General features: G+C 52.1%; 16 protein-coding genes. 11 read left to right on the top strand and 5 right to left on the bottom strand.

Features of this window, described 5'->3' with window-relative positions:
• Positions 1-40: 40 nt before the first annotated feature.
• The 3 genes from BM231_RS11335 to BM231_RS11325 all read right to left on the bottom strand — a co-directional run bounded on the left by BM231_RS11335 (position 41) and on the right by BM231_RS11325 (position 3,254).
• Positions 41-1,618, bottom strand: a complete 1,578-nt coding sequence (locus BM231_RS11335; RefSeq protein WP_093519420.1) for an ABC transporter substrate-binding protein — start codon at positions 1,616-1,618, stop codon at positions 41-43.
• A 413-nt stretch (positions 1,619-2,031) separates the two neighbouring features.
• Positions 2,032-2,667, bottom strand: a complete 636-nt coding sequence (maiA, locus tag BM231_RS11330; RefSeq protein WP_093519418.1) for a maleylacetoacetate isomerase — start codon at positions 2,665-2,667, stop codon at positions 2,032-2,034.
• Between the two features lie 86 nt (positions 2,668-2,753).
• Positions 2,754-3,254, bottom strand: coding sequence for a MarR family winged helix-turn-helix transcriptional regulator (locus BM231_RS11325; RefSeq protein ID WP_208860284.1), 501 nt, complete (start codon positions 3,252-3,254; stop codon positions 2,754-2,756).
• A gap of 310 nt (positions 3,255-3,564) precedes the next feature.
• Here BM231_RS11325 and fahA point away from each other — a divergent pair, with 310 nt between their 5' ends.
• From fahA to map, 11 genes are all read left to right on the top strand, one after another.
• Entirely contained in the window at positions 3,565-4,833 is a 1,269-nt protein-coding gene (gene fahA / locus BM231_RS11320) for a fumarylacetoacetase (RefSeq protein ID WP_093519414.1), read from the top strand.
• A 15-nt stretch (positions 4,834-4,848) separates the two neighbouring features.
• Positions 4,849-5,799 (top strand): MBL fold metallo-hydrolase, encoded by a 951-nt coding sequence (locus BM231_RS11315; protein WP_063297136.1) that lies wholly within the window; start codon positions 4,849-4,851, stop codon positions 5,797-5,799.
• Positions 5,800-6,225: 426 nt separating this feature from the next.
• Positions 6,226-7,848: an FAD-dependent oxidoreductase gene (locus BM231_RS11310; RefSeq protein ID WP_093519412.1), complete on the top strand. Its 1,623-nt coding sequence runs from the start codon at positions 6,226-6,228 to the stop codon at positions 7,846-7,848.
• The gene (locus BM231_RS11305) at positions 7,845-8,054 is read left to right on the top strand and encodes a DUF2783 domain-containing protein (RefSeq protein ID WP_063319972.1); all 210 of its coding nucleotides are present in this window, start codon (positions 7,845-7,847) and stop codon (positions 8,052-8,054) included. The genes BM231_RS11310 and BM231_RS11305 overlap by 4 nt, the downstream gene beginning before the upstream one ends.
• Positions 8,055-8,073: 19 nt before the next feature.
• Positions 8,074-8,616, top strand: a complete 543-nt coding sequence (locus BM231_RS11300) for a VOC family protein (RefSeq protein ID WP_057461348.1) — start codon at positions 8,074-8,076, stop codon at positions 8,614-8,616.
• A gap of 88 nt (positions 8,617-8,704) precedes the next feature.
• Entirely contained in the window at positions 8,705-9,754 is a 1,050-nt protein-coding gene (locus tag BM231_RS11295; RefSeq protein WP_063310617.1) for a TRAP transporter substrate-binding protein, read from the top strand.
• Between the two features lie 35 nt (positions 9,755-9,789).
• Positions 9,790-10,263, top strand: coding sequence for a TRAP transporter small permease (locus BM231_RS11290; RefSeq protein WP_093519410.1), 474 nt, complete (start codon positions 9,790-9,792; stop codon positions 10,261-10,263).
• 4 nt (positions 10,264-10,267) lie between these two features.
• The gene (locus tag BM231_RS11285; protein WP_093519408.1) at positions 10,268-11,584 is read left to right on the top strand and encodes a TRAP transporter large permease; all 1,317 of its coding nucleotides are present in this window, start codon (positions 10,268-10,270) and stop codon (positions 11,582-11,584) included.
• A gap of 159 nt (positions 11,585-11,743) precedes the next feature.
• A complete protein-coding gene (locus BM231_RS11280) occupies positions 11,744-12,994 on the top strand; it encodes an NAD(P)-binding domain-containing protein (protein ID WP_093519406.1) in 1,251 nt (416 codons plus the stop codon).
• A gap of 104 nt (positions 12,995-13,098) precedes the next feature.
• Positions 13,099-13,305 carry a ParD-like family protein gene (locus tag BM231_RS11275; protein WP_063310621.1) on the top strand — a complete coding sequence of 69 codons (207 nt, stop codon included), beginning with the start codon at positions 13,099-13,101 and terminating at the stop codon, positions 13,303-13,305.
• The gene (map, locus tag BM231_RS11270; protein WP_093519404.1) at positions 13,302-14,081 is read left to right on the top strand and encodes a type I methionyl aminopeptidase; all 780 of its coding nucleotides are present in this window, start codon (positions 13,302-13,304) and stop codon (positions 14,079-14,081) included. The genes BM231_RS11275 and map overlap by 4 nt, the downstream gene beginning before the upstream one ends.
• A gap of 113 nt (positions 14,082-14,194) precedes the next feature.
• On the opposite strand, the gene BM231_RS11265 is transcribed toward map, so the two are convergent.
• Complete coding sequence (locus tag BM231_RS11265; protein ID WP_093519722.1) at positions 14,195-14,902, bottom strand: glycosyltransferase; 708 nt, start codon at positions 14,900-14,902, stop codon at positions 14,195-14,197.
• A 283-nt stretch (positions 14,903-15,185) separates the two neighbouring features.
• The gene (locus tag BM231_RS11260; RefSeq protein ID WP_093519402.1) at positions 15,186-16,040 is read right to left on the bottom strand and encodes an isocitrate lyase/PEP mutase family protein; all 855 of its coding nucleotides are present in this window, start codon (positions 16,038-16,040) and stop codon (positions 15,186-15,188) included.
• Positions 16,041-16,051: the final 11 nt, after the last annotated feature.

Below are 16,051 nucleotides of genomic sequence, written 5' to 3'. Positions count from 1 at the left end.
CTTGCCTGTTGATGCAGACCCGGCGCACTCAGTGGAGGAGTTATTTTGCAATCCACGCCGAGGAGAACTCGTTGTTCCCCAACGGTGTCTGGAGATAACCGTTTACGTTGGCAGACAGAGCAACAGCAAATGGCGTTTCATAGAGGAACAGAAGCGGAGCAGCATCTGCATAGATTTCCTGCATGCGCTTGTATTGCTCGCTGCGCTTTTCCGGATCAATCTCGGTATTGGAGGCTTCAAACAGGGAGTTGAATTCTGCGTTGTTCCAACCAGTGCCAACAGCTTTACGGGTTGGGTAATAGCCTAACCAACCTGCCACCTGTGCCGGATCGTTCACATCATTCACCCAGCCGTAGGTATGAATGTCGAACTCGCCGGAACGGTTCTTCGCGCCGCGGGTTGGGTTATCGACCTGCTCCACTTTCACGTTGACGCCGATTGCACCCCACATTTGCTGGATCGCAGCAAACAGAGTTGCATCATCAGAAGAGCCTGCAAGCGTGGTCAGTGTGATTTCTGCACCCTCAAGGCCTGATGCAGCTGCCAGTTCTTTCGCCTTGGCAACATCATATGGGTAAAGCGGGCCACCATCATGTGCCAGCTGGGTTGTCGATGCCATCAACGGGGATGTCATGGACTTGCCAGTTCCATGCGTGATCAGCTGAACCAGCGCGTCTTTGTTGATGGCATAGTTCAGCGCCTGACGCGCCTCTTTGGTCGCCATTGGGTTTGGAGAGCCATCTGCCCGGGTTTCACGAGAGTTGATCGGGCTGTAGATGATACGGGTGGATGGATACAGCTCCATGTTGATTGCAGGATCTGCCTTCAGTTCTGCTACGCGAGAGAATGGCACAAATTCAGCACCGTTCACTTCACCCGCCTGCAACTTCAGAATACGTGTTGCATCATCCGGAATCACGACGAAGCTTACTTCATCCAGATACGGCAACGGCTTACCATCTTCGCCCTGACGCCAGTAATGCGGGTTGGCGGAGAAGGTCATGGTGCTGCCGCGTGTGCGGTCCTTCAGCGTGAATGGACCGGAAACAGGCGTGCCCGGAGCGAAAAGAGCCGTTGCTTTTTCCTGATCATTAGCTCCCGGTGCTGCCTCAAATGCAGCCTTGGACACGATCGCGGTGTTGAAGGTCGCCAGAATTGAGATGATGGTCGGGTCAGGGTTCTTCATGGCGAGCGTCACGCCATTATCGGTCTCAGTGATGCTTTCAACAGAGCCCAGAAGACCGGACCACGGACCGAAATCAGGGTTGGTGGCGCGCTCCAGCGAGAACTTTACATCAGCCGGTGTAATTGCAGAGCCATCGGAAAACTTAATGCCGTCGCGTAGGGTGATGGAAATGGTTTTACCATCTGCGGAAACCTCATAACCGGACGCCAGACCCGGTACGATGGTCTTGCCATCTGCCTTGGTGCGAAGCAGAGTATCGTAGAGGTTTGTGACCATCCAGATATCTGGGTTCCGATCTGCATAAACTGGATCAACCAGGTTGGAATCATCATAGCGGGCGAAGGTGAGCGTGCCACCACGTTCTACGGCCTGAGCCGAATTGATGGCGAGCATCGACACGCCTGCAAGCGCGGCAATCAACAAAGTCTTCATGATAGTCCCCTCAATTGATACACGCCGGGCCTGCTTATTATTTTATGATGCATGGTGGCGTGCAGGTGGTGGCCTCTCCCAATAAATCCATTAGCCACCGGTGATATATCAGTATTATCTCTGATATATCTCTGTTTGCAAGAGGCAAAACTCAGTAAAGAAGAATTTTCACGACAACAAAGCGAGACAGGGAGATGGTTTAGGGGTGAAATATTGCTAAAATCACAGTTTCACTGAGAGAAACTTGCGCACATTATTCCTAGGAAACTTGGTATGTTTCTAACAATCTCGGAGCCAAACAATTGATTTATTCTGGAATACGGCTTTCCAGACAAAGAAACGCGGCGCAGGAATATTTTTCCAACACCGCGTTAAAAATGAACACCATTCATTGAACTGAGGGATATTTTCCCTCACGCATCCTGTTTAGGTGCTGCCTTCTGAAAGGCTTCAATCTGCTCAGTTTGCTTGATAATGGCATTGATGCGGGAGAGGTGAGATCGGTCCACACCCCAGCGATCCGCATTGTAAACTTGCGGTACAAGGCAGATATCGGCCAGTGTCACCTGATCCCCATGACAGAATGTGTCGCTCTGCCCATCTGCCAGCATCTGCTCAAAAGCATCAAGGCCCTTGGCGATGAACTCGCGCATCCAGTCAACTTTGACCTGATCATCTCCGCCAGCCAGCTCTACAATGCGCTGAACCACACCCAGATTACAAACCGGGTGAATATCCATAGCGATGGCATGAGACAGTGCTCGCACACGGGCACGCTCACGGGCTGAGGTTGGCATCAGGGCAGGGGCTGGGTGCAACTCATCCAGATATTCGATGATGGCGAGAGACTGGGTCAGCATATCGCCGTCCAAGTCCAGCGACGGCACAAAGCCCTGCGGGTTGCGGCTGAGGTTTTCATCAGCCTTCTGCTCGCCTTTAAGCAGATTGACCGTGACCATATCGTAGGAGAGCCCTTTCAGGTTCAATGCGATGCGGACCCGGTAGCTCGCGGAAGAACGCCAGTAATCATATAATCTAATGTTGCTCATCGTATTGGCGCCCCCTCCCAGAGCTCAATTCATGATCTTACGCGTATCCTTGTCCGAAAATCGGTTCTGATCTTCGGAGATACGCTTCAGGCCCCGTTGGCAGCCTCGGCACTCATTTCCCCAATAAGTCCCTCTGCGTTTTTTTGAACCTTTTCCATCAATTTCAGAAGAACCGCCTGTTCTTCTGCGGAAAGGTTCTCAGTCAGTGCCGCTTCCACATCCCGCACCAGCGGAATGACATCGTTGAACACGGCAAGACCTTTTTCGGTCAGACGCAGCACGGACTTGCGGCGATCCTCTCCGTCAATATCGCGGCGCAGAAACTCCTTCTTGCGAAGGGCCTGAACGGCGCGGCTGACATTCACCTTGTCCATACTGGAGCGCTCAACAATCTCTGAAGCAGACAGCGCCTGATTGCGACCCAGGATCGCCATGGTGCGCCACTCAGATACGCTGAGGCCATACCGTTCCCGATAAACACTTGAGACAGCAGTACTAACGGCTGTGCCAAAAACACGAACCTTGTAGGGAAAGAACGACCCAAGCTGGAAGTCTTCCTTATCCATCGTGTTATTCGCAGTCACCATCATCACGTCTCGTTGGTTTAAAATGAAACTATTGCACATAGATACTTGCACAATTATCCTGATAGTATCAATTGCAACTATATGTCAAGACCATCAAACAGCTCACTGATATATATCCCAAAGTAGAATAATCAGCTATTTTTAGCCATTTTGCAGCATTTTAGCCCGCTTTCTTACGCTTAGGGAATTTGTTTTAGCGGAAAATGTTATTGACAAAGTTACAAGTGAAACTATTCTGAGATTAGATAAATTACAGATTGCCTGAGTCTGGGAGGACTTTGCTGCGATCTTCAATTGCCAAGGATGTGTTATGACGAGTTGGATCGAGAGTGCGAATGCAGCGCACTGCCATTTCCCAATCCAAAATCTTCCCTACGGCGTGTTTGCCAAAAACGGTGAAGAGCCACGTTGTGGTGTTGCGATCGGTGACATGGTTGTTGACATGGCTGTGCTGGAATCTGCCGGCCTTCTCAAAGCGGGCGCCGCCACTACAGTTTTCGATAAGCCAACTCTGAATGCCTTCATGGGCCTTGGCAAAACATCCTGGGACAGCGTTCGCGAGCAGCTCACATCGCTGTTTGCGAAAGGCGGCAATGACGCGCTTTCTGGCAATGATACGTTGAAAGCAAAAGCGCTGGTGCCAATGAGCGCTGCGCAGATGTACCTGCCTTTTGCAGTTTCTGAATACACCGACTTTTACGCCGGCAAGCAGCATGCCATGAACATTGGCACTATTCTTCGCGGCGCTGAGAATGCACTACCACCAAACTGGTTGCATATCCCAATCGGATACAATGGCCGCGCCTCAACGGTCATTGTATCCGGTACAGATATCAAGCGCCCTCTAGGTCAAACCAAAGCGCCAACGGCTCAGGTGCCTTCTTTCAAAGCCTGTGCACGCCTCGACATCGAGCTGGAAATGGGCGCGGTTGTTGGTACGCCAAGCACTATGGGTCAGCCGATCACCGTGCAGGAAGCCGATGATATGATCTTCGGTTATGTGCTGCTCAACGACTGGTCCGCACGCGACATTCAAGGCTGGGAATATCAGCCGCTTGGTCCGTTTCAGGCGAAAGCATTTGCAACCTCCATCAGCCCGTGGGTTGTGACGAAGGCAGCACTGGAATCCTTCCGCACCAGCACACCAGAGCGTGAAAAAGAGCTTCTGCCTTATCTCAATGAGCCGGGTCCGATGATCTACGACATTGAGCTGCAGGCCTACATGCAGCCAGAAGGCGCTGACAAAGCGACTTTGCTCTGCCACACCAATTACAACCGCATGTACTACTCTGCGGCACAGCAGCTGACACACCACGCCATTGGCGGCTGTAAAATGAACACGGGCGATCTGCTCGGCTCCGGCACCATTTCCGGTGCGGACAAGGCTGAGTTTGGTTCCCTGATGGAACTCACATGGGGTGGCAAAGAGCCGATCACTCTGGACAGCGGTGAAAGCCGCACGTTCATCGAGGATGGTGACACCCTGACGCTGACAGGCTGGGCACAGGGCGATGGCTTCCGCATCGGCTTCGGCGAATGTACCGGCAAAATTCTGCCAGCTCCAGATTTCAAAGCATAATTTAGGATAGTGACGATGGCTAAAGCATTTGCATCCAGTGGCGACATGGAAGCCAAAAAGATCTCCTTCACCGAAGTTGGACGCGATCTGTATGCGTTCACCGCTGAAGGTGATCCAAACACCGGCGTTATCATTGGTGATGACAGCGTCATGGTGGTTGATGCGCAGGCAACCCCTGTCATGGCTCAGCTCGTGGTAGATAAAATCCGCGAAGTCACTGACAAACCGATCAAATACGTAACTCTGTCTCACTACCACGCAGTGCGCGTGCTGGGTGCTTCAGGCTACGGCGCTTCAGAAATCATTGCCTCTGAAAAGTGTGAGGGCATGATCTATGAGCGCGGTCAGGAAGACTGGGATTCTGAGTTTGGTCGCTTCCCACGCCTGTTTGATGCAGCGGACTCCATTCCCGGTCTCACATGGCCAACTATGACCTTCAAAGACCGGATGACCATCAACATGGGCAGCCGCAAGGTTGAGCTGATGCATCTGGGCCGTGCCCACACCGCTGGTGACATTGTTGCATGGGTTCCGGATGAAGGCGTGATGTTCACCGGTGATATCGTTGAGTACCACTCCGCCTGTTACTGCGGCGACGGTCACTTCAAAGACTGGGGCAACACGCTCGACGCAATCAAAGCCTACAATCCAGACGCAATTGCACCGGGTCGCGGTGATGCGCTTGTAGGCAAGGAAATGGTCAATAAAGCGATTGAGAACACCCGCGACTTTGTTGAAAGCACCTACAAGCCAGCAGCCCGCGTTGCCGTTCGTGGTGGCTCTTTGAAAGAAGCATGGGATGCTGTGCGCGCAGAATGCGATCCAAAATTCGCTGACTACGCAATCTACGAGCATTGTCTGCCGTTCAACGTCGCACGCGCTTTTGACGAAGCGCGCGGCATCGAAACACCACGTATCTGGACCGCTGAACGCGATCAGGAAATGTGGGCAGCATTGCAGGGCTAATATGAATGAGCTGAGGTGAGGGTGTCCTTTGTTGGCGGCTTGCAAGCTGCACAAAATCCTCATCACCACCTTTCTCCATTGAAGAGATAAAGGTCGCAACGCTCAAACCAAATCGAGGTGGAAGACCTAAAGAGAGATGACAGGAAACTACAGAATTTGGGTCACTCGCATCAGAGCGAATGCATCCAAGAAATAGAAAATACTGGCTCGCGGCAACAGCTTGAGTTCTTGTCTCTCTCAGCATTTTGGCAGTGTTTATCCTGAACACCAATTTTGCTGGTCCCTTCCACCTTCAATACCGCAGGCGAAAGCCACCCCATATGCGTCAGGGCGCCGGATGGACCCCAAGTTCCAACCGGCTCTCCAAAGTTGATTGATGTTTTGCCGGATGCTGGCTGAGGCATCACACTTGCTGGGAGGCAGCGTATGACGAAAAAAAAGATTTTCGAAGTTCCGCTTTATCCGTATGTCCGATCGCCGGATCAGGATGCGGAAAAGGCAGTGCGCCATAAGGTTGTTGTGGTGGGAGCGGGCCCGATTGGTCTGGCTGCAGCAATTGAACTGGCCATGCAGGATGTTGAAGTTGTTGTTGTCGACGACAACGATAAGGTGAGCTGGGGTTCCCGTGCGGTTTGTTATGCAAAGCGCCCGCTGGAAATCCTCGACCGCATTGCCTGTGGTGATCAGTTTGTCGACAAAGGCGTTCAGTGGAACGTGGGCAAGGTCTTCTTTGATGAGCGTCAGGTTTATCAGTTTGACCTGTTGCCAGAAGACGGCCACAAGCGTCCGGCTTTCATCAACCTGCAACAGTATTACTTTGAAGAGTATCTGGTTGACCGGGTCAAAGAGCTGCAAGCACAGGGCAAGCCTATCGAGATCCGGGGCAACAACAAGGTTGTCTCCGTAGATCAGGGCAGTGACTTTGCAACTGTTGAGCTGGAAACACCAGAAGGCAACTACTCCGTTGAAGCCGACTGGGTGATCGCGTGTGATGGCGCAGCCTCTCCAATCCGTGCCATGATGGGTATGGATTTTGTAGGCCGCATCTTTGAAGACAACTTCCTGATTGCTGACGTGGTTATGGAAGCGAATTTCCCGACAGAGCGCTGGTTCTGGTTCGATCCGCCTTTCAACCGTGGTCAATCCGCTCTTCTTCATAAGCAGCCAGACAATGTGTGGCGCATCGACCTGCAGCTTGGCTGGGATGTCGACAAGGAAGAAGAGAAGAAACCCGAAAATGTCATTCCACGCCTGAAAGCCATGTTGGGCGAGGATGTAAACTTCGAGCTTGAGTGGGTTTCCATCTACACCTTCCAGTGCCGCCGTATGGAGCAGTTCCGCAAAGGCCGTGTGATCTTTGCTGGCGACAGTGCCCACCAGGTGTCTCCGTTCGGTGCCCGTGGTGCAAACTCCGGTCTGCAGGACACTGACAACCTGATCTGGAAGCTGAAACTGGTAATGGACGGCGCGGCCCCAATGAGCCTGCTGGACACTTATGATGAAGAACGCATCTACGCAGCGGATGAGAACATTTTAAACTCATCCCGCTCTACCGACTTCATCACACCGAAATCCGCCATCAGCCGCGTGTTCCGCGATGCTGTTCTGGACCTTTCCGAGGCTGCTGAATTTGCGCGTCCACTGGTGAACTCCGGTCGTCTGTCCGTTCCGGCCACCTATGACGGATCTTCATTGAACAGTGATGATTGTGCTGGCATGCCAGTGCGCTCCCGTCCGGGTTCTCCGGCAGCGGATGCGCCAACCGCAAATGGCTGGTTGCTGGATCAGCTGGGCAACAAATTCCAGTTGCTGGCAATCAACGCGGATGTGCCGGACACTGTAGACGTTGGCGGCATCACCATCTCAGCGCTGCGTGTGAACGCAACAGATGAGGTCAGGGATCGTTATCTGGGAGATAAGTCTTCCGCTGTTTATCTGATGCGCCCGGACCAGCACGTGGCTGCCCGTTGGGAGACCTATGACGGCGCGAACGTTGCGCAGGCTCTGAACCGCGCTATCGGCATTTTTGAGCAGGAGGCCGCACAATGAGCCATCTGAATACAAAAGCAAACATCGCCAAACCGGACGAGTTTTATCACGATCTTCTGGTTCTGCATGAAGGACGTTCTGAAGAGGAAAGCGAGGCGCTCAACGCCAAACTGGTTCTCATTCTTGCCAACCACATTGGGGATGCAAGTGTTCTTCGTGAAGCAATGGACCTGGCTGCCAAAACACAGGGAGGAGGCGAGGCTTAGTCGCCTCGCTTAGAGTCTTATGAAAATTGAGCAAATTCACCACGTTGCCTACCGTTGTAAAGACGCAAAAGAGACCGTTGAGTGGTACACCAAAAACCTCAACATGGACTTCGTATTGGCCATTGCAGAGGACAAAGTTCCTTCTACACACGAGCCTGATCCGTACATGCACCTGTTCCTTGATGCAGGCAACGGCAACGTGCTGGCGTTTTTTGAACTGCCAACCAAGCCGGAAATGGGTCGCGACGAGAACACGCCAATCTGGGTGCAGCACATTGCCTTCAAAGTGAAGGACCGTGAAACTCTGATCGAGTTTAAAGAGCACCTTGAAGGCAACGGCATTGATGTGCTGGGCGTGACAGATCACTCCATCTTCCATTCCATCTACTTCTTCGATCCAAACGGACACCGCGTCGAGCTGGCATGTCCGGATCCGGCAGAAGAAGAGAAGCTCAAGCGTCTCGATGCTGTGAAGTGGGACATGCTGGAAGAGTGGAGCCGCACCAAGAAGGCGCCAAAACACGCTGACTGGCTGCACGCAAAAGAACTCGGCAAAGCCTAAGATTAGGACTGCCTGAAGAATGGGGACTGGGAGGTTCCCGTTCTTCACCCAACAAAATGATTTTATTGGTATCTTTAGGGAGGGAGCCATGGAATTCTTGAAGACGAAAGTTGCCCGCCGCACGCTGCTTGGCATGGCAACAGCTGCCATGTTGGCGCCAACTGCATTTGCAACCGCTGCTTACGCAGAAACCAAGCTGGTTCTTTCCAGCTGGCTGCCACCACGCCACCCGATTGTGGTCAACGCAATCAAGCCGTGGGCAAAGGAAGTTAAGAAGGTTACTGATGGCCGCGTTTCTGTGCGCGTTCTGGCAAAACCTGCTGGCGCTCCACCTGCACACTTTGACATGGCTGCTGACGGCGTTGTCGACATCACGTACGGTCTGCATTCCTTTACCAAAGACAACCGCTTCCAGCGCTCCCGTATCGGGCAGTTCTCCTTCCTTGGAGATGACGCTGTTTCCGGTTCCAAAGCATTTTGGGATGTTTACGCAAACGATCTGGATGCGCAGGCCGAGCACAAAGGCACCAAGGTTCTTGGTCTCTTCGTTCATGGCCCAGGCGTGTTCCATAACAACGTGCGCAAGCTGAACACACCAGCGGACATCGAAGGCCTTAAGATCCGCGTGCCGGGCGGCTACATCGCTGATCTGGCAAGTGACCTTGGCGCGTCTCCGCTGTTCATGCCATCCGGCGAAGTGTACGAGACTCTGTCTCGCGGCATCATTGACGGTGTTACCTTCACCTATGAAGCTCTGACCGCATTCAAACTGCTGGACCACGTCAAATACTCCATGCGCGTTCCTGGCGGCATTTACAACACCACATGGTTCCTCGTGATGAACGAAGACAAGTGGAAGGGCATCTCTGCTGAAGATCAGGCCGCTATCATGGCAATTTCCGGTGATGCTTTTGCTGAGCGTGTTGGTAAAGCCTGGAACGGTGCTGACGAGAAGGCAATCGAGCGCATCAACAAAGCTGGCATCGAAATTTATGATGCATCTCCTGAAATGGTTGCGGCCATCAAGGAAAAAGCTGCTGGCTACGAGACCGAATGGGCAAAGGCTGTTGCAGAAGATGGCTTTGACGGCACTGCTGCTCTGACAAAGTTCCGTAAATCTACAGGCGTAGAAAAGTGATCGGGTCTAACAACTCTTCAGGGGGCGCATCGCGGGTGCGCTCTCTCACCAACCTCATAGAGCTTGGCCTTGGAATATGTTGCGCGTTACTCCTCGCGGGTCTGACTGGCCTTACAGTCGTTGATGTGGTTGGCCGTTATTGGTTCAACGCCCCTGTTCGCGGCGCTTTCGAAATCACCCAGCTGATGCTTGGCGCTTTGGTTTTCACAGCTCTGCCGCTAACAACCTCTCGGAAAGAACATGTTGAAGTAGACATGATCTACGGCATGGTTCCACCGGTCATGCAGTCTCTGATGAAGGGCGTTGCCTGGTCTGTCTCCACTGTCACGCTCCTGATCCTCTCCTGGCGACTGGCTGCACACGCAGAACGCCTCATGGAAGATGGAGCCGTCACCAATGCTCTGGACATACCATTGGCACCCCTTGCCTGGATCGCTGCTGTCTCTGCGCTGCTGAGCGCCGGTTACACCTTCGTATTCTTCAAAAAAGCATTCCGCAGAGGTTTTTAAAGTCATGTTTGAGTCCCTTGTCGGCTTTGCAGCTCTGCTCGTCCTCATTTTCCTGCGCGTGCCAATCGCGTTTGCTATGATCTTTGTTGGTGCGGCTGGTTTTGCGTGGTTGCGCGGTTGGTCTGCCACATGGTCTGTTGTCAGCTCCGTTGGGTTTGAAACCAGCCTTTCTTACTCACTCTCCGTAGTGCCTCTGTTCATCCTCATGGGCAACCTGCTCACCATCTCGGGTGTAAGCCACGGCCTTTATGCTGCTGCAAACCGCCTGCTCGGCGGCGCGCGCGGAGGCCTTGCCATGGCATCAGTTGTGGCGTGTGGTGGTTTCTCGGCTGTTTGCGGATCATCTCTGGCGACTGCGGCAACCATGTCCAAAGTGGCAATGCCGTCCATGCGCAAGTACGGTTATGCAGACAGTCTGGCCTCTGGTTCAATTGCCGCTGGCGGCACGCTTGGCATCCTCATTCCGCCATCCGTGGTAATGATCATCTACGGCCTGTTGACAGAATCCGACATCGGTAAACTGTTTGTTGCTGGCGTTATTCCAGGCATTCTGGGGCTCCTGCTTTACATCGGTGCCATCTACGTCGCCACGTTAATCACCCCCTCTCTCGCTCCCAAGGCAGAAGGTGTTGAACCATTCACTCGCAAGGAAAAACTCGGCGTATTTGCTGTGCTTGGCCTATTCGCTGTGATCATGGTTGGTATCTATGGCGGGTTCTTCACGCCGACTGAAGCTGCTGGTATCGGCGCAGGCACGTCCTTTCTGATCGCACTGCTCATGGGCGGTATGACCATTAAAAACCTCTACCACGCCATGCTGGAGAGCGCCCGTACCACAGCTATGATCTTCATGATCATCATTGGCGCAGAAGTGTTCTCCAACTTCGTGAACTTTGCAGGTTTACCAGACACACTGGCGGAATGGGTGCTGGACCTTGAAGTCAACGCCTACATGGTAATCCTCGGCATTGTGCTCATCTACATCGTACTTGGCTGTGTGCTGGAGAGCCTCTCCATGATCCTGCTGACCGTACCGGTGTTCTATCCGCTCATTCTGGAGTTGGACTTTGGCACAGAAGTACTGAACGATCCGGAAGCCGTGCTTATCTGGTTTGCAGTCATTGTGGTGGTTGTCACGGAGATAAGTCTGATCTCGCCACCTGTCGGGCTCAATGTTTTCGTACTGCGTAACGTGCTGCAGGATGTGAAACTCTCTACGATCTTCAAGGGCGTGTTCCCGTTCTGGGTGTCTGACCTTGTACGCCTGGCGCTGCTAATTGCGTTCCCCTGGTTCTCTTTGTGGCTTGTTGGAGCCATGTAGCGACAACGGATCTCAGATCAACGAAAAAGGGGAGGGCATCAGCTCTCCCTTTTTTTGCATTGAGGCCACTTACTCCTCTCACATCCTAACAAACGCACGAACCGGCAATTAACCCGCAAGGCCCATAGTAGCCGCAACAAAAATAAGGCTGAGGGTTTCATGGCTCCTAACATCGCCATTATCGGGGCTGGCCCAACCGGGCTCACTGCTGCGATTGAGCTCAAGCGTCGCGGCATCATTCCAACTATATTTGAAGCACGCAACTGTCTGGGTGGACAGTGGGCTTATGAGGTACTTACCGACGAGCCGGTTGATGTGCGCGACCCGCAAAGCCAGAGCGTCTATTCAGCTATGTACCCCAAGCTTTGGGCCAACCTGCCCAAACGCGCCATGCAAATCAGCGACTACAAACTGCCAGAGGATCTGCAGTTGTTCCCGGGCCGTGTTGATGTTTTGGACTACATCGACGCCACCGCCAGAGAAGCAGGGATCCAACCGCTCATCGAGTTCAACACGCCGGTCAAGCACATTGCCAAAGCAGGCGATGGCTGGCGCGTGAGCACTGAAGGTACGGAAAAGATTTTCACCCACGTGATTGTTGCAACCGGTAAGGACAGTTACCCCAACATTCCGGAGATCGATGGATTGGATCGTTTTGAAGGGCCTGTCACCCATTCCCAGTCGTACCGCCTGCCTAATCTTTATGACGGCAAACGTGTTGTCTTGATTGGAGCCTGTGTCTCTTCAGAGGATATATCGCTGGATCTGAGTCCGCATGCTGAGCAGGTGTATATCTGCGGTACGTTCCCCCCAAATGGACACAAATGCTATGTCCGCGACGGACTTTACGGGCAGGGGCTCAATATCAGCCAGCATGCACGTCCAGAGCGTATTGAAGGTCGTAAGGTCTACCTGCAAAACGGGGAAGTCCTGCACGACGTGGATGATATCATCCTATGTACAGGATACATTTATAACTTCCCCTTCTTGAAAGGTTCGTTGGATGACATTGAACTGAGCGGTTGTTCCATGGGTCCGCTGTACCTGAACATCTTCTACCCAGCAGACCCCACCCTTATCTTCCTCGGCCTGCCGCGGTTTACAGTCCATTTCGCCAACATTCATCTGCAAAGCATTTACTGCGCCAAGATCTTAAATGGTGAGTTGGATCTACCATCTTCCGATGAGATCAAACAGGAAGTCGCCAATGGTGGTTGTGTCCTGCAAAAGAACCCTGCCAATTTGGAAGAATACCACAACAGCGTGTTCGAGAGCTTCACCAGACTGAGCGATATGACCGGAGAGCCTGACCTGGACTGGAGGACGTTTTTAAATACGCTCAACGATCATAAACGCCAGTACCAACAATACTACCGTCTTCATCCCTTCACCTACGATCTGAAGGAATAGAGAAGATGAGATTGCTCTGACTTACTACGATCATCGCCATTCACCTCTTGCCTTTATGCGATTCGTATACGATATGTATATCAATCATATAAAGGACCATTTCCATGGGCATTGTAAAAATCTCTGATGACCTGCATGAGGAAATCAGAAAAGCGAGCACCGTTATGTCTCGCTCCATCAACGCGCAAGCAGAGTTCTGGATCAAAATGGGCATGCTTGCAGAGTTGAACCCAACGCTGAGTTACACAGAACTGGTTCAACAACAGCTCAAAGCTTGTAAGGTCACTCCCCCAGAGGTGATCGAGACATGAGTGCCATCATCATCAAGAACGCCGATGAAGTCGCACTGATGCGCCAGTCCGGCAAACTTCTCGCACAAGTGTTCAAAATGCTGGAAGACGTTGTGAAGCCCGGTGTTTCGACGCTTGAGATCAATGATCGGGTAGAAGATTATATCGTCAACGAACTACAGGCCCGCCCAGCCAGCAAAGGCCAGTACGGCTATAAGTTTGCGCTCAACTCCTCTATCAACGAAGTCGTTTGCCACGGCATCCCCGACAAGGCACGCAAGCTGACAGCCTCGGATATCATCAATGTAGACATTACATTGGAGAAGGATGGCTTCATCGCGGATTCCAGTACCACCTTTGTGATGCCGGGTGCCTCTCGCAAAACACAGAAATTGGTCAAGACCACTTACAAAGCCATGTGGGCCGGCATCAAAGAAGTGCGCCCCGGTGCAAGACTGGGTGATGTAGGTGCTGCTATCCAGCAGATTGCCGAAAGCGCAGGTTATTCCATTGTGCGTGACTATTGCGGTCACGGCATTGGGCGGGACATGCACGAAGGCCCTTCCGTGATGCACTTCGGTAAACGGGGCACTGGCGTTCTGCTAAAAGAAGGCATGACCTTTACCATCGAGCCTATGGTCAACGCAGGCACAGAGCTCACCGTCACCAAAGAAGATGGCTGGACCGTCGAAACCCTCGACCGCAAACCCTCCGCCCAATGGGAACACACCGTACTGGTGACAAGCACCGGCTTTGAAGTGCTGACACTGCGGGAAGGGGAAAGGGTACCGGGGTAGGAGAATGGGGCTTTATCTTCTCCCTTCTGGGTAATTTTCAAGTTAGATTCAACACACCCCCGCAAGCGTTGCACGTATGCGGGGGTGTGTAAATGTGTCAGTGAGTTACCAGCTTATGCCGGTTCTGGTTCCGCTTTGGCACGTTGAGTGACATGCAATGTGCTGCGTTTGTATTGCTGCCAATCTTCCGCATAATCACAATCCAGATACTCTTCAAAATAAGGCCCACCATAGGTGTAGTGAACGAGGGCGGCCTCTGGATTGTAAGGGTAATCTTCAACCAGATGGTTCCAGACAAGCGGCAAAGAGCCGATCAGGTTGTCATTTCCTAACCACTTAAATTGGTGCAGCTCGAGGCCTGACCGAGTGTTCACATACTCTGGGGTCAGCGCTCTACACCTAGCATTATTGAACATCATTACACTCGACCAGTTCTTCTTTTCATATTTGGACTGGACGTTATTGAGGAACTTCGTGTCACTGACTGGCGTATAATCGTGCTTGCAACACATCACCGCATAGTCGTCATCGCGCATATTCCAAAGCTCTGCGATATCTTTTCGCACGATCATGTCGCAATCCATAAAGATCGACCAGCCTTCATAATTGGACAAATACGGCGCCAGAAAGCGACTAAATGAGAACTCGGTGGACTGAAGCGGATGCTTGTCGCGTTTGAAGATACTACGCACGTTATTCAAAGCGATGGGCGTAATGGAAAGTGGAAGGGATGAGTTCTCGATAATGCTTTGAACAAGCACATGATAGGCAATCGTTTCATTGGAATCATAACCAATGAATATTCGAACACTCTCTGGCATTTCAAGCACCACCACTTTGCTGAGAAAATAAATTTCACAAACTTGATGGTGCAATTTGAATGGAAAATGTCAGACTAATAAATCCGCAAGTTCTTGCTGTGTTTTAATGCGTTGTCACATTCCGTAGGTTATTGATTTATTGTAACATTTCTAAACTGCCAGATAATTGTAAAACGACCACCTTTCATTCTGCCTTCGTTAAATTCCTTAGCTTAGTTAATTATTCGCAATGCATTGCAAAAGTCAGGTTGCATGTTTTTACGCAGCCCCTCTAACTAAAAAATCAATGCCGATATCGCTCCTCAGCCTCATAGTACGTATCGAAGCCTACAGCCTTTTGCAAATCTTCAAAGCTCATGGCAGGGTCAGGGAAGATCCCCTGTTTCATCTGGGCAAGAGCCTCTTGCTGGGCTTTGATCATGCTCATCAGGCCGGTGAAAGGGTAGGTTGAGATGGCGAAACCAAGCTTCTGAAGCTCAGCTGGTTGAAGGAACGGCGTTAATCCTCCTTCCAGCATGTTTGCCATTTTCGGTCCATCAACTTCGTCGCAATAGCGTTTCATTTCGTCAATGGTCCGAGGAGCTTCCACAAAGGTCATATCAGCGCCAATTTCCCGGAAGGTTCTGGCGCGCTCTATGGCTTCGTCCAAACCATGCTCGGCACGAGCATCGGTGCGGGCGAGGATCAGGATGTCTGCGCCTTCGTTCTTGGCATCGACAGCAGCACGAATGCGCATGAAGGCCTCGTCCCGGTCCACCACATGCTTGCCTTTTGTGTGACCGCAGCGTTTGGGCGCCAACTGATCCTCAATCATCACGCAAGCCATGCCTGCATTGGCATAGCCCTTGACTGTGCGCTTGACGTTGAGAGCGTTGCCATAGCCCGTATCACCATCCCCAATCACAGGCATGCTGGTTGCCGAAGCAATGTTACGGGCCTGATCAACCATTTCCGCATAGGAGATGAGGCCAGCATCTGGTTGCCCGAGCCGAGCTGCAGAAACCCCGAACCCGCTCATAAAGGCGAGGGGGAAGCCAGCTTGCTCGATAAGGCGTGCAGAGAGAGCATCCCAGCAACAAGGCGTGACATTCAGTTTGCCGCTCTCGAGAAGAGCTTTGAGCACCTGAGTTTTTGACATTTTTATACGCC

It is taken from the genome of Pseudovibrio ascidiaceicola (assembly GCF_900114245.1).
Classification (GTDB): Bacteria; Pseudomonadota; Alphaproteobacteria; order Rhizobiales; family Stappiaceae; genus Pseudovibrio; species Pseudovibrio ascidiaceicola.
Note: the sequence above shows the minus strand (reverse complement) of the source record. Positions and strands in the feature narration are given on the sequence as shown.

What these genes read in the sequence shown, in the direction of transcription:
- BM231_RS11295 (WP_063310617.1), top strand. Translation starts at nt 8,705, where the DNA reads ATGGAATTCTTGAAGACGAAAGTTGCCCGCCGCACGCTGCTTGGCATG.
- BM231_RS11315 (WP_063297136.1), top strand. Translation starts at nt 4,849, where the DNA reads ATGGCTAAAGCATTTGCATCCAGTGGCGACATGGAAGCCAAAAAGATC.
- BM231_RS11325 (WP_208860284.1), bottom strand. Translation starts at nt 3,254, where the DNA reads ATGGTGACTGCGAATAACACGATGGATAAGGAAGACTTCCAGCTTGGG.
- BM231_RS11265 (WP_093519722.1), bottom strand. Translation starts at nt 14,902, where the DNA reads ATGCCAGAGAGTGTTCGAATATTCATTGGTTATGATTCCAATGAAACG.
- BM231_RS11280 (WP_093519406.1), top strand. Translation starts at nt 11,744, where the DNA reads ATGGCTCCTAACATCGCCATTATCGGGGCTGGCCCAACCGGGCTCACT.
- BM231_RS11310 (WP_093519412.1), top strand. Translation starts at nt 6,226, where the DNA reads ATGACGAAAAAAAAGATTTTCGAAGTTCCGCTTTATCCGTATGTCCGA.
- fahA (WP_093519414.1), top strand. Translation starts at nt 3,565, where the DNA reads ATGACGAGTTGGATCGAGAGTGCGAATGCAGCGCACTGCCATTTCCCA.
- BM231_RS11305 (WP_063319972.1), top strand. Translation starts at nt 7,845, where the DNA reads ATGAGCCATCTGAATACAAAAGCAAACATCGCCAAACCGGACGAGTTT.
- BM231_RS11285 (WP_093519408.1), top strand. Translation starts at nt 10,268, where the DNA reads ATGTTTGAGTCCCTTGTCGGCTTTGCAGCTCTGCTCGTCCTCATTTTC.
- BM231_RS11275 (WP_063310621.1), top strand. Translation starts at nt 13,099, where the DNA reads ATGGGCATTGTAAAAATCTCTGATGACCTGCATGAGGAAATCAGAAAA.
- BM231_RS11300 (WP_057461348.1), top strand. Translation starts at nt 8,074, where the DNA reads ATGAAAATTGAGCAAATTCACCACGTTGCCTACCGTTGTAAAGACGCA.
- map (WP_093519404.1), top strand. Translation starts at nt 13,302, where the DNA reads ATGAGTGCCATCATCATCAAGAACGCCGATGAAGTCGCACTGATGCGC.
- maiA (WP_093519418.1), bottom strand. Translation starts at nt 2,667, where the DNA reads ATGAGCAACATTAGATTATATGATTACTGGCGTTCTTCCGCGAGCTAC.
- BM231_RS11335 (WP_093519420.1), bottom strand. Translation starts at nt 1,618, where the DNA reads ATGAAGACTTTGTTGATTGCCGCGCTTGCAGGCGTGTCGATGCTCGCC.
- BM231_RS11260 (WP_093519402.1), bottom strand. Translation starts at nt 16,040, where the DNA reads ATGTCAAAAACTCAGGTGCTCAAAGCTCTTCTCGAGAGCGGCAAACTG.